The sequence below is a fragment of the Pseudanabaena sp. UWO310 genome, assembly GCF_006861605.1.
GTDB lineage: Bacteria > Cyanobacteriota > Cyanobacteriia > Pseudanabaenales > Pseudanabaenaceae > Pseudanabaena.
Map to the genome: position 1 here is coordinate 1 of NZ_SELU01000031.1, position 14,233 is coordinate 14,233.

Annotated in this window: 13 protein-coding genes; 6 read left to right on the plus strand and 7 right to left on the minus strand. The window is 44.2% G+C overall.

What is annotated here, in order from left to right; all coding sequences use genetic code 11:
* Window positions 1-124 precede the first annotated feature (124 nt).
* From cpcA to glyQ, 4 genes are all read right to left on the minus strand, one after another.
* Window positions 125-616: a phycocyanin subunit alpha gene (gene cpcA, locus PseudUWO310_RS11840; protein ID WP_055077562.1), complete on the minus strand. Its 492-nt coding sequence runs from the start codon at window positions 614-616 to the stop codon at window positions 125-127.
* A gap of 58 nt (window positions 617-674) precedes the next feature.
* Window positions 675-1,196, minus strand: coding sequence for a phycocyanin subunit beta (locus tag PseudUWO310_RS11845; protein WP_142601459.1), 522 nt, complete (start codon window positions 1,194-1,196; stop codon window positions 675-677).
* Between the two features lie 360 nt (window positions 1,197-1,556).
* On the minus strand, window positions 1,557-1,727 hold the full coding sequence (locus PseudUWO310_RS11850) for a hypothetical protein (protein ID WP_263363428.1): 171 nt from the start codon (window positions 1,725-1,727) through the stop codon (window positions 1,557-1,559).
* Between the two features lie 165 nt (window positions 1,728-1,892).
* Window positions 1,893-2,807 (minus strand): glycine--tRNA ligase subunit alpha, encoded by a 915-nt coding sequence (gene glyQ / locus PseudUWO310_RS11855; RefSeq protein WP_142601462.1) that lies wholly within the window; start codon window positions 2,805-2,807, stop codon window positions 1,893-1,895.
* Between the two features lie 97 nt (window positions 2,808-2,904).
* Between glyQ and PseudUWO310_RS11860 the strand changes: the two genes are divergently transcribed.
* The 3 genes from PseudUWO310_RS11860 (at window position 2,905) to bchI (ending at window position 6,079) form a co-directional block, all read left to right on the plus strand.
* On the plus strand, window positions 2,905-3,621 hold the full coding sequence (locus PseudUWO310_RS11860; RefSeq protein WP_190315997.1) for a biotin--[acetyl-CoA-carboxylase] ligase: 717 nt from the start codon (window positions 2,905-2,907) through the stop codon (window positions 3,619-3,621).
* A 9-nt stretch (window positions 3,622-3,630) separates the two neighbouring features.
* Complete coding sequence (locus PseudUWO310_RS11865; RefSeq protein WP_142601467.1) at window positions 3,631-4,698, plus strand: M23 family metallopeptidase; 1,068 nt, start codon at window positions 3,631-3,633, stop codon at window positions 4,696-4,698.
* Window positions 4,699-5,005: 307 nt separating this feature from the next.
* Complete coding sequence (bchI, locus tag PseudUWO310_RS11870; RefSeq protein ID WP_190315998.1) at window positions 5,006-6,079, plus strand: magnesium chelatase ATPase subunit I; 1,074 nt, start codon at window positions 5,006-5,008, stop codon at window positions 6,077-6,079.
* Window positions 6,080-6,288: 209 nt separating this feature from the next.
* On the opposite strand, the gene PseudUWO310_RS11875 is transcribed toward bchI, so the two are convergent.
* The 3 genes from PseudUWO310_RS11875 to argC all read right to left on the minus strand — a co-directional run bounded on the left by PseudUWO310_RS11875 (window position 6,289) and on the right by argC (window position 10,068).
* A complete protein-coding gene (locus tag PseudUWO310_RS11875; RefSeq protein ID WP_142601469.1) occupies window positions 6,289-7,101 on the minus strand; it encodes a MerR family transcriptional regulator in 813 nt (270 codons plus the stop codon).
* Window positions 7,102-7,339: 238 nt separating this feature from the next.
* Complete coding sequence (gene thiL / locus PseudUWO310_RS11880; RefSeq protein WP_142601471.1) at window positions 7,340-8,350, minus strand: thiamine-phosphate kinase; 1,011 nt, start codon at window positions 8,348-8,350, stop codon at window positions 7,340-7,342.
* A gap of 659 nt (window positions 8,351-9,009) precedes the next feature.
* Complete coding sequence (gene argC / locus PseudUWO310_RS11885; protein WP_142601473.1) at window positions 9,010-10,068, minus strand: N-acetyl-gamma-glutamyl-phosphate reductase; 1,059 nt, start codon at window positions 10,066-10,068, stop codon at window positions 9,010-9,012.
* Between the two features lie 1,209 nt (window positions 10,069-11,277).
* On the opposite strand from argC, the gene PseudUWO310_RS11890 reads away from it, so the two are divergent.
* From PseudUWO310_RS11890 to PseudUWO310_RS11900, 3 genes are all read left to right on the plus strand, one after another.
* Window positions 11,278-11,670, plus strand: a complete 393-nt coding sequence (locus tag PseudUWO310_RS11890) for an AbrB family transcriptional regulator (protein ID WP_142601476.1) — start codon at window positions 11,278-11,280, stop codon at window positions 11,668-11,670.
* A gap of 308 nt (window positions 11,671-11,978) precedes the next feature.
* Window positions 11,979-12,773 (plus strand): TatD family hydrolase, encoded by a 795-nt coding sequence (locus PseudUWO310_RS11895; RefSeq protein ID WP_142601479.1) that lies wholly within the window; start codon window positions 11,979-11,981, stop codon window positions 12,771-12,773.
* Between the two features lie 152 nt (window positions 12,774-12,925).
* Window positions 12,926-14,080 (plus strand): cysteine desulfurase family protein, encoded by a 1,155-nt coding sequence (locus PseudUWO310_RS11900; protein ID WP_142601481.1) that lies wholly within the window; start codon window positions 12,926-12,928, stop codon window positions 14,078-14,080.
* Window positions 14,081-14,233 lie beyond the last annotated feature (153 nt).

Sequence of the window (14,233 nt, forward strand, 5' to 3'; positions counted from 1 at the left end):
AAACCATAAAACCTGCGGCGCACGCTGCGCGTGCGCCGCAGGTTTTATGGTTAGCTAAATGGCACTAATAAATCCAGAAAACAAAAAGCACCCCATTGGGGTGCTTTTTGTTTTCTAGACCAGACTATAGCAATGCGTTGATTGCGTAATCGAGGTAGGAGTTAGCTTCAACAGCAGCATCACCAGACAAACCATGGTTTGCTTTGATGTACTTCAAAGCTTCAACGTACCAGCTAGGAGACAATTCAAAGGTACGGTTGATTTCAGCCAAACCAGCGATGAGGTAGTCATCAAGAGGACCTGTACCACCAACAACTAGAGAGTAGGTAACAATGCGGAGGTAGTAACCAATGTCTCTTGCACACTTCTCTTTACCAGTTTGGCTAGAAGCGAAGTTGTGACCAGGGGTGGTGGTGGTGTAAGGATACTTTTGGTAAACAGCATTAGCAGCACCAGATACCAAGGACTCAGCCTTTTCGGTCAAAGCTTTAGCAGCAGCTAGTCCAGAACCTGCTTGACGGAAACGACCAAAAGCAACTTGCAATTCGCTAGAGCTGAGGAAACGACCTTGAGAATCTGCTGTAGCTAATGCTTCGGTTAAAGGGGTCTTCGACATGATTTACAATATCTCCAAATAAAAATTATTAACGCGAGTTAAACAAAAGAATTAAAAACTAGGAAACTGCGGCTGCGGCTCTGTCAAAGTAGCTGCTGAGTTCAGACATCAAGCTGCTGCAATCACCACGGGTTACGCCATTAGGATCGTTAGCGATCGCAATAGCGGCTTCTTTCATTTTTTGTACGCCTACAGCAACGGAAGCACCAGGAGTACCAAGAGCCAAGTAGGTTTCTCTCAAACCATTGAGGCAGCGATCATCAAGGATGCTGGAATCGCCTGCATAGATAGCGTAGGTAACATAACGCAAGATGATTTCCATGTCGCGCAAGCAAGCAGCCATACGACGGTTGGTGTATGCATTTCCACCAGGAGCGATCAATGCAGGCTGTTCGGCGAACAAAGCACGAGCAGCATTAGCAACGATGGTCGAAGAATTGCTGGTAATGCGGTTAACTGTGTCGATACGCTTGTTACCTTCAGCAACGAATGCGCTCAATGCATCTAGTTGAGAAGAAGTGAGGTATGCACCACGCGAATCAGCTTGGGATACTACCTTGGCAAATACATCTAATGACATGTTACGTTTATCTCCAAATGTGTTTAAGTGTCTTTTAAAAGACTGTGATAGGGCAAGCCCATCAATGGATATTTAGTCTAAGCAGTTGTTCTAATCTGTAGTTAACACAAACTAGAAAAATTTATATTTTTAAATAGACCGAATAATTTGATTGAAGACGAAATTAAATAAATCATTGAATATTTGTATCGAGTATAAATACTCAGTCAATAATTTATTTAGCCTCGTTTAGCTCGTTCAAATTTTCAGCTTCTTTGTTTATACTATGTCGTTGGATCGTTTTTCATTACAGATTGTCACAATTTATAAAGTATCCGTTAACAAAACCCATAATTTGCGATCGCAGAAGCAATTCACAATCTAAGATTTGCGCTCTAAATCAAACTGGAAGCCATGAATATATTCTTCTGTCCATCCCGAACCATAGAATCGATTAAATCGATTAAACATTCGCCTAGTGGGATTCTTTTCCGAACGATAGCGCAAGTAATACCAATTTCCAAAATGGCGTTGCCATTTTGGAAATCTCAAAGCCTTACTGGGTTTGGTGTTTAATTCCCAAAAGTGTTGTCACACTTTCGTGAATTGGTATAAGTAGCTAGGCATAATTAAAAACAAAAACCAGAGAGCGTACCGCCCTCTCTTAGCCAAGAAAATCTAAAAAGGACGGGCGGCGCGAAGCGCCGCCCGTCCTTTTTAGATTGGTACGCCTAACTCAGCACCTAAAGGAAAGCCTAACGCTTCTCTTTGGGCGTAATACAGTTTGGCAACTTGACGCGCTAAGTTGCGAATGCGTCCGATATAGCGCACCCTTTCGGTTACAGAAATTACCCCTCTTGCATCTAGCAAGTTAAAGGAATGAGAACATTTCAAAACATAGTCAAAGGCTGGTAATACTAATTCAGCTTCTAACAAATGCCCTGCCTCTTTTTCATACTGTAAGAAAAGCTGGAATAACAAGTCAGAATCCTGTGGTTTACCGCCAAAGTTACCGAAGTTATAGCCGCTATGCTCGACCTCTCCTTGATGATGCACTTGACCATATTTGATATCGCCTAGGGTTGGGTGCGATCGCCATAGGATGTCATAAACCGAATCCACCCCTTGCAGATACATAACTAGACGTTCCAAACCATAGGTGATTTCCGCAGAGACGGGACGACAATCTAAACCGCCAACCTGTTGAAAATAGGTAAACTGGGTAACTTCCATTCCATCGAGCCACACTTCCCAACCTACGCCCCAAGCACCAAGGGTCGGTGATTCCCAATCATCTTCGACAAAACGGACATCATGATCGGCGGGATCGATACCTAGATGTTTGAGACTATTTAGATATAGCTCGAGGACATCATCGGGTGATGGCTTGAGGATGACCTGAAATTGGTAGTAATGTTGCAAGCGATTGGGATTTTGCCCATAGCGCCCATCGGTTGGGCGGCGACATGGTTCGACATAGGCGACACTCCAAGGCTCTGGACCGATCGCTCTTAAAAAAGTATGCGGACTCATAGTGCCAGCCCCCTTTTCTATATCGTAGGGCTGGGCAATCAAACATCCGCGATCGCTCCAATAGGTTTGCAACGCCAATATAACCGACTGAAAATCCATGCTGTACGGGACAATAACACTAGTGTTTTTTATCCTATCAGCGTAGTGTTATCTGGTGTTATCTTTTGAGTGGATATTACTTTGTGAATTTTACCTTGTGAATTTTACAGTTATCAACTACGAAGAGCTGGACTCGACCAATAGTGAAGCTTGGCGATTGCTCGATCGCCTTGAAGTTACATCCCAGACAGCCATTATTGCCAAACGCCAAACTAAAGGTAGGGGACAACGTGGCAACCAATGGCAGTCCGACTTGGGGGGCTTATTTATGTCGGTAATTTTGCAGCCTAACTTAGCCGCATCACAGGCAAATCAAATTACACTCTGGTCAGCTTGGGGAATTGCCAAGACCCTTAACGCCACTGGGGCAAATGTAAAGCTCAAATGGCTGAATGATCTGTTAATTGATCGCCGCAAATTGGGAGGAATCCTCACTGAGACAAGAATTGAGGCGGGGAAAATTCTGTATGCAGTAGTGGGGATCGGTATTAACTGGACAAATCAAGTACCTGAAGGAGCGATCGCTCTGGGCGAATTGCCGACAACTTTATCGAGCATGGACGAACTCATTGAGGTGGTGCTGGCAGGGCTTGAACTGGGACAAACTCGCAGCGAACAGGAAGGAATGGTGGGCATTTTGGCGGAATATTTACAGATGCTGGATCGCCAAAAAGTGCGCCAAATGGTTGATGGTCGGGAACTTCAGGGAGAAATAATCGACATTAGACCAACAGGCGAACTGGTAGTAAGATGGGAGGGAAATTCCCAAAACGCGATCTATCAGCCCCAAAACTTTTCTGTCGGCTATCAGTAGACTTAAAATATGCGCAAATCCACAATCTCGACAATTACCCTAGCAACGCTGCTTTGCCTCTCCACAAATAACTATGTTCTAGTTGGCTCTGCATATGCCGCTAACAAATCCGCCATCTCACCTGATATCGCAGTATCCCAACCTTCCACCCCCGCAACTCAATCCCAACCTCGGGTCGCTCCTGTCGCGCCCACTACAATCGAAATTGAAGGTAAAAGTAACTTTACTGCTGCCCCAAATTCAGCGCCAGTCAATCAAGCCGTAGGAAATTCTGGCTATAAAGACTCTGCCCAAAACTCCGTGAAGGTTAATATCGAGTCCGCATCTACAGTTTCATCAGTTTCATCAAAATCGGGTTCAAAAACTGATGTCAAGCGATCGCAACCCGTCGAAATTGTTCTCGAAAATCGCTCCAATGGTTGTCAGGCAAGAGCTAGTGAAATTTCAGGACGGAGTAACAATCTCTGCGCTCCAGAAGTCGCGATCGCTTCTAAACAAAAGTACTACCAAAACGGTAATGTTCTTTACGCCGCCGCATCTGGGGATAACTCCATCCAAGTCCGTCGCCTCACCCCCCAAGAAATTGCTGCCATGAGCTTGCCTAGCAATGGCGACAAGCGCATGTTGTTTCCATTAATTGCGCCGACTACCATTAGTTCTTTGTTTGGAACTCGCGTGCATCCAGTTACGGGGCAAGTCCGCTTTCACCAAGGCACAGACTTGGCAGCCCCCGAAGGAACACCTGTGATTGCAGCCTTTAGCGGTCGTGTCGAAATAGCGGGATGGCTGGGTGGCTATGGCTTAATCGTCGTCATTTCCCACGGAGAAACCCACGAAACTCGCTATGCCCACCTGTCTGAAGTCTTAGTTAAACCCGGTCAGGAAATCAAGCAGGGGACGGTGATTGGTTTAGTCGGTAGTACGGGTATGGCAACTGGTCCCCACTTGCATTTTGAGATTTGGCAAAAGATGAAAGATGGTTTAGTCGCGATAGACCCTACCCCACAGTTGATGCTTGCCATGGAGCAGTTAGAGAAATATCTCGCTCAAGCCACGAAGTCCCCCAATAAGGCTTAGGCGATCGCTCTTTACAGCTAGAGTCATTAAACAATAACTAGCTGTTGCGGCGCTTCGCGCTGCAACAGCTACTTACCAATTCCCAAAATGGCGTTGCCATTTTGGGAATTGGTAAGTAGCTAGGCACAAGTAAACTTAAAGCCTAGAAGAGCGTACCGCCCGCTACGCGGGCGGTACGCTCTCTGGTTTTGGTTTTTAATTATGCCTAGCTACTTAGTAGTCTTTCCATGATTTTCCCGAAGATGGTAGATGAAAAGCTGTATATTGGCTAGAGTGACAATTTTATCGATCCAAAATTTAAAAAACCTTGATTGCTACTCCCATTAAACCAACTGTAACGACGAGACGACCTGTATTTCCTTTCACCGCTGTGATCGGACAGGAAGAAATGAAGCTCGCCCTGTTGCTCAACGTCATCGATCCCAAAATCGGTGGGGTGATGGTCATGGGCGATCGCGGTACGGGCAAATCCACCACCGTTCGCGCCCTTGCCGACCTCCTACCCGAAATCGAAGTTGTTGCAGACGATCCCTTTAGCAGCCACCCCACCGATGGCGACTTACAAAGTGAAGAAGTGCGCCGCCGTATTGCTGATGGTGAAACATTACCCGTTAGCACCAAGCAAGTAATCATGGTGGACTTACCCCTCGGTGCAACCGAAGACCGTGTATGCGGAACCATCGATATTGAAAAAGCTCTATCGGAAGGGGTCAAAGCTTTTGAACTAGGACTACTTGCCAAAGCTAACCGTGGCATTCTCTACATTGATGAAGTGAATCTCCTCGACGATCACCTCGTCGATGTATTACTAGACTCAGCCGCTTCGGGCTGGAATACCGTTGAGCGGGAAGGGATCTCCATCCGCCACCCTGCCAGATTTGTCTTGGTCGGATCGGGCAACCCTGAAGAAGGAGAATTACGTCCTCAATTACTCGATCGCTTCGGGATGTATGCGGAAATTCGCACTGTCCGCGAGCCAGAACTACGGGTACGTGTGGTTGAAGAGCGGACTAATTTTGATAGCAATCCTCACGGATTCCTCAAAGACTATGCATCTCAACAGGAAGAACTCCAGTCTAAAATCGTGAGAGCGCAAACAATTCTCGGTGAAGTTGATATCCCTCACGATCTACGCCTGAATATCTCCAGAGTTTGCTCGGAGTTGAATGTTGATGGTCTGCGTGGCGATATTGTGAGCAATCGAGCCTCTAGAGCGATCGCTGCTTTTGAAGGTCGCAAGGAAGTAGAAGTAGATGACATCAAGCGTGTCATTGGTCTATGTCTCCGCCACCGTCTGCGCAAAGATCCCCTCGAATCCATTGATACGGGCTACAAAGTTCTCAAAACCTTCAATCAAGTTTTTGGAATTGAAGAAGAGTAATACCAATTCACGAAAGTGTTGTCACACTTTCGTGAATTAAACACCAAACCCAGTAATACCAAATCACAAAATGGCTACGCCATTTTGTGATTTTAAAACCCTTACTGGGTTTGATTTTCAATTCCCAAAAGTGTGGCTACACTTTTGGGAATTGGTATAAGGTTTTGAGATTCCCAAAATGGCAGCGCCATTTTGGGAATTGGCATAATTTATATTTTCTCGACTGGGAATTGAATTTCTGTAATGTAGGATTCCTCATCACAATCAGCTCCACCTTGAATATAGAACTCACGGTTTGCGCCGATGCAGCGATATCCATTATTCTCAATCCAAGTTAGTAAATGCTGATACGCAGTAGACAAGCCGCTATAGCTGCCATGATGAACTAAACAGGCGATCGCTTCATAGCCCTGTAGTTCGTAAATTTTAATGCGATCGTTACCTTTCACCGAAGGCGGTACAGCCACAACTGCTTCACCATCAATATCACTATCCTTATAACCATAGTCATGCCAGATACCAGTGTCATACTCAAACTTGGTAATCCCCTGTTGAGCAAGATACTGATAGAGCTCTTGGAAAAGCTCGGCGATCGCATAGTAATTGGGTAATACTTCGCGAATCGAAGCAACGGTAATCGGCTCGATCTTTTTAATCACAACTTCGTAATCAGACATAACATGCTCCCGTTCAATTTGTTTGAGTTTGGCAGCTACTCTTACCAGTCGAGATTGCTCTTGCTCGATGTGCTGCTGCAAATCGGCTTGCTTTAGCCGCAACATACCGCGCATTTGCTCAATGGAAATCTCTTCCTGCAACAGTCGAGCGATCTGTTCCAAAGAAAATCCCAAATCTTTAAATGCGAGAATGCGATTGAGCCGAGGTAATTGACTAGCAGAGTAGAAGCGATATCCTGTAAAGCGATCAACGGAGATTGGCTTGAGCAATCCCATTTCGTCGTAGAGGCGCAGAGCCTTTATAGACACCTGACTGAGCTTAGAAAAGTCTCCAATTTTGAGCATTTCGTTGACCTCATAAACCTCTTGTTGTAATTACATCGTCTACCCTAAGGGGAGAGTCAATATGCTGATTTAAAACACAAACCCAGAAGAGCATACCGCCCGCTGCGCGGGCGGTATGCTCTTCTGGGTTTTATACCAATTCACGAAAGTGAGACAACACTTCAGTGAATTAAACACCAAACCCAGTAAGGTTTTGAGATTCCCAAAATGGCGTTGCCATTTTGGGAATTGGTATTGCTTAATCAAAATGCTGAAAAGCCGATCGCATTTCTAACCCATCAATTTGATTACCCTCAATCACTTCACCGATAATCACCGCTCCAGATAATCGATTGACAAACTGCACTGCTAAATCCATTGGCATACATAAGACCAGTTCAAAATCTTCCCCACCGTACAAGACCCAATCTAGCGCCCGATCGCCTGCCAAAGTCCTTACCGCTCTGTGAATTGGTAGCGATCGCCAATAGATCTTGGCTCCAACATGGCTAGCTCGACAAATTTGGGCGATCGCATCGGCTAAGCCATCGCTGCTATCCATGCCCGAAACGGGAAAATCCTTTAAATAGTTTTGCTGCCTGAGTAGCTTATTCAATAAAGCGATCGCATCAAAACGGGGAATTGGTCGCTGATGATAGCGACAGATTGCTTGTACTAACTCTTTCCCTGCCAGAATACGATTACCAACCTTCAGTGGCGCTAATAACTTCTCTTTTAAACTGTCATTAAATAGAATTTCCAAACCTGCCTTAGAAAGTCCATGACAACCCGTAATCGCGATCGCATCACCCACCTTAGCGGTATGTCTCTGAATGACCCGATCCTTAGGCACTTGACCGAAGGCTGTTACAGATAATGTCCGAACAGGCGATCGCACCGTATCACCACCTACTAGCTCCGTGCCATAGCGTTGCAAGCATTCACTAAAGCCTCGATAGACACCTTCAATCCAAGCAACCTCCGTATCAGGGGGCAATCCTACTGACATGACTAAACCCCAAGGCTTAGCCCCCATTGCTGCTAAGTCTGATAAGTTCACAGCCGCCGCCCGCCAACCAACATCTTCAGGGCTAGTCGTGCGATCGCTAAAATGCACGCCATCGATCAGCATGTCCGTGGTAACAACCATTTGATGTTCTGGCAAGGTTGCCCCCATCGGAGCAGCATCATCCCCCACCACGGCACTACAAAACTGCCGAAAAATTTTCAGCAGTCCTTGCTCGCCTAAAATTCTAACTGTATCTGTCATTTAATGTCATTTACTAGGAATAGTTAACACTAAGTAGCTAGGCATAAGTAAACTTAAAATCCAGAAGAGCATACCGCCTGCTGCGCGGACGGTATGCTCTCTGGTTTTGGTTTTTAATTATGCCTAGCTACTTAAGAAACCATTTAAGAATTACTTTCTGCGGTCAAAAGCTTTAAGAGATCCCCCTCAATCCCCCTTAAAAAGGGGGAAGAATTTAATTCTCCCCCCTTTTTAAGGGGGGCTGGGGGGGATCTATCCAATTCTTAAATGGTTTCTAAACCTTTATCTTGCCATTCTCTTCCTAAGTACCTCAGCGTAATTATAGCTGCCGCCAGTTTGGTTAGGACAAAATCAAAACCCCAAAGAGAGTTGCTGCGCGGAGCGCAGCAACTCTCTTTGGGGTTTTATACCAAATCACAAAATGGCTACGCCATTTTGTGATTTTAAAACTCTTACTGGGTTTGGTTTCCAATTCCCAAAAGTGTAGCCACACTTTTGGGAATTGGTATTATGTCCTGATCCAGTTAGCGGCAGCTATAAAATCCAGAGCTAAAACCTGTGGCGCAAGCGCAGCTTGCGCCACAGGTTTTAGGGTTTTATACTTAATTGCGCCTAACTACTTAAATGGTTAAGAATGAGCAGCGTAGGGATGATCAAAACTAAGGATAGAAAGTCAGTTTTGGTAAAGCTAGCGACTCTTCCCAACCCATCATAATATTCATACATTGCACGGCTTGAGCAGCTTGACCTTTCATCAAATTATCGATCGCTGAAACGACAATAACTCGCCCAGTCCGCTCATCGACCTCTACACCGAGATAACAGAGATTTGTACCTAACGCCCATTTAGTTTGGGGGAAGATATTTTTGGGTAGAACCTGTACCCATTCTGAATTGCGATAAAAAGATTTATAAATCGTTAATACATCTTCTTTAACCAATCCAGGATCGCGTAATTTTGCATATACCGTCGAAAGGATACCGCGAATCATCGGGATCAGGTGCGGAGTGAATTGAACTAATACCTCTTGCCCTGCCATATCACTACAGATCTGTTCGATTTCTGGAGTATGACGATGACTGGCAATACCATAGGCTCCGAGCGATCCATCCGCTTCCGCTAGTAATAGATTGGTTTTAGGCTGACGACCGCCCCCTGATGTCCCTGACTTGGCATCAATAATAATGGTACTAGGATCGACTAAGCCCTGTTTCAGCAATGGCTGCAAAGCCAATAGACTTGCAGTCGGATAGCAACCTGCACAGCCTACTAAGTCAGCAGTGGCAATGCGATCGCGATAGATTTCAGGCAATCCATAGACAGCCTTACTATTAACTTCACTATCAGTTCGCGATTCTTTGTACCAAGATTCGTAGACTTGCAAATCGGTAAAGCGATAATCTGCGGATAGATCGAGGACTTTGCACCCCTTCGCCAGTAGTCTCGGCGCAATTTTACTAGCTAAGCCATTGGGTAACGACAGGAAGACAATTTTACAGCGATCGGCGATCGCCTCAGGCTCAAGATTTTCAATGGGTAAATTAACAGCATGGGCTATATGCGGATATAGATCCGCAAAATTTTGACCAACAGAACCACTACCACCCATATAGGTAACCTGCACCGATGGATGCTCCAGCAGCAACCTAACCAGTTGAATGCCACCATAACCTGACGCACCAATAATACCTACGGGGACTCGATCCTGTGCGCTCATAAACTTACTCCATCAAACTATTAAAATTACTTTTCGTGTTTGGGGTAACAACTTAGCACAAGCCAAGACTTAACCCAAGTTAATAACTAAATTAATAAATTAATAAGTATCTCAGCATAATTGAAATCCAGATCTAAAACCTGCAACGCACGTTGCGCGTGCGTTGCAGGTTTTAGGTTTTTATTCTGTCCATCAAAAGCTAAATAGCTAAGGATGGACGGTGCGAAGCGCCGCCCATCCTTACTATATAAATCCTTGATTTTTTAGAACTACCTCAAAGATGTGGCAATCCTAAATCGCTAAGCAATCTCGAGGCCCTATTTTTTCTCATAAATGATTTAGGACTCCTAAATAGCTGAACATAATTACAAATCAACCCTTAAACCTGTAGCGCACGCGCAGCGTGCGCTACAGGTTTAAGGGTTTTATATTTAATCGCGCCCATTTACTTATATAGATGCTATTGGCGTAGGAGTAAGCTCTTTTCATAATTATGATTGTCAGTTGTTATTTTTGGGATTGCATTTAATTAACCCTAAATACCTAGCTATCCTAAATGGCTTTTGAAAAGCCTCCTTTTATCTGCACTGCCAACAATCTAAAACACCCTAAAATATCTAGCATCGCTGCATAATATTTGCAAATCTTATAGCAAACCTATATTATTTACACTTTTTTTATTTATAGAAGTGCAACCTGAAGTAAGTTGACTTCTGTAAATATATTTACCTGACGACAAATGGGGATAAATCACCTATATGGGTGAAGAAAGATGTCGCCAACTAGTGTCAAGTTTGAGTTAGCCAACCCATTAAGAGCATTTGTATCCCATATATTAAAAAATATCCCCTCTTCAATTATACAAATTGATATTTAGACGAATTTAATTAAAAATTGGTTCAAAAGTATCTAAACAATTTTTATTGTAACAATTATCCCCAAGAAAAAGGCATCATCGAGATATCCCTTTTTCATATTTCCATAGATTATCTGAATTGTTTTGTATTATTTAATGTACATTTTTAAAATTTACTAGTATGTTTTAAAATATTTTTTAAATCTTATTGAAAATTATGTTCAATATGTTTAAAAATGTACGACAATAAGAAAGCAATTCCATGTAGGTTAAAATCTCAAGACTTGCAAAATTTCTCCTATTACCTAGAGAGAAGTTTTAAATTTTGAAATCCTGAAATTTCTGATAATCCTATGATAGATACTGTAACTTCTCCTTTAACAGGAAAGGCGCTTCTTCAAAAAGCAAAAGAGCTAAACAACCTGCCCAAGCGTGAGCAAGCTAAAAAATGCGGGTATTTCACTCGCGGAAAAGATGGGGTGGATCGCGTTAATTTGACAGAATTTTATGAGGCAGTACTTGCTGCTAGGGGATTTGCGATTAACCCTGAACAGAATAAAGATGGTCGTGGTCGCGAACCTACGTTTCGGGTTAGCGTCCATAAAAATGGTCAAATTGTGATCGGTTCTACCTATACAAGATCGATGGGTTTAAATGAAGGTGATGAGTTTGAAATTAAGCTTGGCTACAAGCATATTCACCTAATCCAGTTGCAAAATGATCAATCCGAAGATAACGAAGAATAACTAGATATCCTCAAATATAAGTCTCTGTTTGATGTTCTTAAATTTATACAGTCTGAAATATCACTTTAAACTTTGATTTACCTTTGATATCTGACAATAAATTTGAGATCGCAAAAACATCAGATGGCTTAAGTGATTATTAGGAGCGAGAAAATTAATACTACTTAGGGGAGGTGTTTAATTTTCTCGCTGCTTTATGGATTACTTTTATGACTTAACATGTAATACGTACATGTATGAATTACATCTACGTATTACATGTATGGATTACAAATTTTAATGTTTTTGGTTTTCTAGGTTTTTATTCTATGCAGCTAGTAGATACTCATGTGCATATCAACTTCAAAGACTTTCAGTCCGATCTTGAGGCAGTACGCGATCGCTGGCAGCGCAATGGAATAACCCGACTCGTACATTCCTGCGTGAGCCCTAATGAGTTTGCACAAATTCAGGCGATCGCTGATCGATTTCCTGAGGTAAGTTTTGCCGTTGGTTTACATCCCCTCGATAAAAGTTTAAATGAGTTGGGGTGGGAGCCTGAGATTGGGGATCGCATTAAGTCCTTAGCCATCAGCGATCCCCGAGTAGTAGCCATTGGCGAAACTGGATTAGATTTTTTTAAGTCCGATCAGCAAACCGCTCAGGTTGAAGCTTTTAAATCCCAGCTTCGTACTGCGCGATCGCTATCCCTGCCAGTGATTATTCACTCTCGCGAAGCCTCCGTAGTTACCCGTGAAGTTTTGCAAGAAATCAATGCGGAAGCTCCCCGTGAGCCGATCCGTGGCGTGATGCATTGCTGGGCGGGGAATCCTGAAGAAACGCAGTGGTTTGTAGATTTAGGGATGTATATCAGCTTTAGCGGCGTGGTCAGTTTTAAAAATGCAGTTGATTTGCATGAATCGGCAAAGATCGTACCGAGCGATCGCCTACTGGTGGAAACCGATTGCCCATTTCTCGCACCTGTACCTAAAAGGGGTAAGCGTAACGAGCCTGCCTATGTGTTGCATGTAGCCGAAAGCTTGGCAAAACTTCGCACTATGGAACTAGAGGTCTTGGCTGAGCAAACGACAAATAATGCCTTTAAACTATTTGCCCTTTCTTAATAATTAAAAAGTAGCTAAAATCCAGATCAAAAAACATTGACGTACGCGCAGCGTACGTCAATGTTTTTTGGGCTTTATATTTAATTGCGCTTAGCTACTTAGAACAACGACTCTATGAAACTGACTAACGCCATAACAGTTAAAATTGTTTTATGCAAATATACCTAGATCATGGTGCTACAACCCCTGCCCGCCCCGAAGTCATCGACCTGATGGCATCGGTAATGCGATCGCAATGGGGCAATCCCTCCAGCCTACATTGGTGGGGGGAACGTTCGACGATGGCGATCGAGCGGGCTCGTTTGCAGGTGGCAAGCTTGATTAATGCCGATCCCGAAGGTATCATCTTCACATCTGGCGGTACTGAGTCGGATAACATGGCGATCTTCGGTATCGCACGGCATTACTGTACCCCACAGCACATGATCATCTCGTCGGTCGAGCATTCAGCCGTAAGTCTACCAGCTCACTACCTCGAACGACATGGCTGGGAAATCACCCGATTATCTGTCAATCGTCAAGGTCAAGTAGATCCTGCGGAGCTTGCCCGATCGCTCCGTCCTAATACTGTCCTCGTCTCAATTATTACAGCCCAAAATGAAGTAGGCACGATCCAACCAATTGAGAAATTAGGGCAAATCTGCCGTCATGCCAATGTACTATTCCATACCGATGCCGTCCAAGCGATCGGTAAGATACCGATCAATGTCCAAGTTTTACCCATCGATCTGCTTTCACTTTCAGCGCATAAGTTTTATGGAACGCAGGGGATCGGAGCGCTTTATATCAATCCGCTCATTGCACCTCTCATTACAAATGAGCGATCGCTGATTCCCCTCATCCAAGGCGGCGGACAAGAACGAGGTTACCGTTCAGGAACACAGGCTGTTGCGGCGATCGCAGGGCTGGGGTTAGCTGCCGAACTTGCCGAGGGGGAACTAATTGCCGAGTCTCGGCGTTTGGCAAACCTACGCGATCGCCTCTATGCTTTGCTCGCAGATATTCCCGAACTAGTCCCTACGGGTATGCGGGGAAATGACAGACTACCCCACCACCTCAGCTTTTATCATCAACATATCGATGGTCGCCGCCTTGTCCGCGAAATGAATTTTGCGGGTATAGCGATCAGTTCTGGCTCTGCATGTAGTAGCGGTAAGAGCGAACCGAGTTCGATCCTATTAGAAATGGGATATTCACCCATAGAATCTCGAAATAGTATCCGATTGACCCTTGGGAAATCTAATAATGAAGCTGATATTGATTGGACAGCGATGGCAATACATCAAATACTCCATCGCCTAGCCTAATACCAAAACACAAAATGGCGTAGCCATTTTGTGTTTTGGTATAACCCGAACTGACGTTTTGTCAGGACATCAAACGCAATAGAGAGTTGGAGCGCTTCGCGCCGCAACTCTCTATTGCGTTTGGACTATAGCTATAATACCAATTCACGAAAG

Coding starts and splice junctions, on each gene's coding strand:
- cpcA (WP_055077562.1), bottom strand. CDS start 616: ATGTCGAAGACCCCTTTAACCGAAGCATTAGCTACAGCAGATTCTCAA.
- PseudUWO310_RS11845 (WP_142601459.1), bottom strand. CDS start 1,196: ATGTCATTAGATGTATTTGCCAAGGTAGTATCCCAAGCTGATTCGCGT.
- glyQ (WP_142601462.1), bottom strand. CDS start 2,807: ATGGATTTTCAGTCGGTTATATTGGCGTTGCAAACCTATTGGAGCGAT.
- PseudUWO310_RS11865 (WP_142601467.1), top strand. CDS start 3,631: ATGCGCAAATCCACAATCTCGACAATTACCCTAGCAACGCTGCTTTGC.
- PseudUWO310_RS11875 (WP_142601469.1), bottom strand. CDS start 7,101: ATGCTCAAAATTGGAGACTTTTCTAAGCTCAGTCAGGTGTCTATAAAG.
- thiL (WP_142601471.1), bottom strand. CDS start 8,350: ATGACAGATACAGTTAGAATTTTAGGCGAGCAAGGACTGCTGAAAATT.
- argC (WP_142601473.1), bottom strand. CDS start 10,068: ATGAGCGCACAGGATCGAGTCCCCGTAGGTATTATTGGTGCGTCAGGT.
- PseudUWO310_RS11890 (WP_142601476.1), top strand. CDS start 11,278: ATGATAGATACTGTAACTTCTCCTTTAACAGGAAAGGCGCTTCTTCAA.
- PseudUWO310_RS11895 (WP_142601479.1), top strand. CDS start 11,979: ATGCAGCTAGTAGATACTCATGTGCATATCAACTTCAAAGACTTTCAG.
- PseudUWO310_RS11900 (WP_142601481.1), top strand. CDS start 12,926: ATGCAAATATACCTAGATCATGGTGCTACAACCCCTGCCCGCCCCGAA.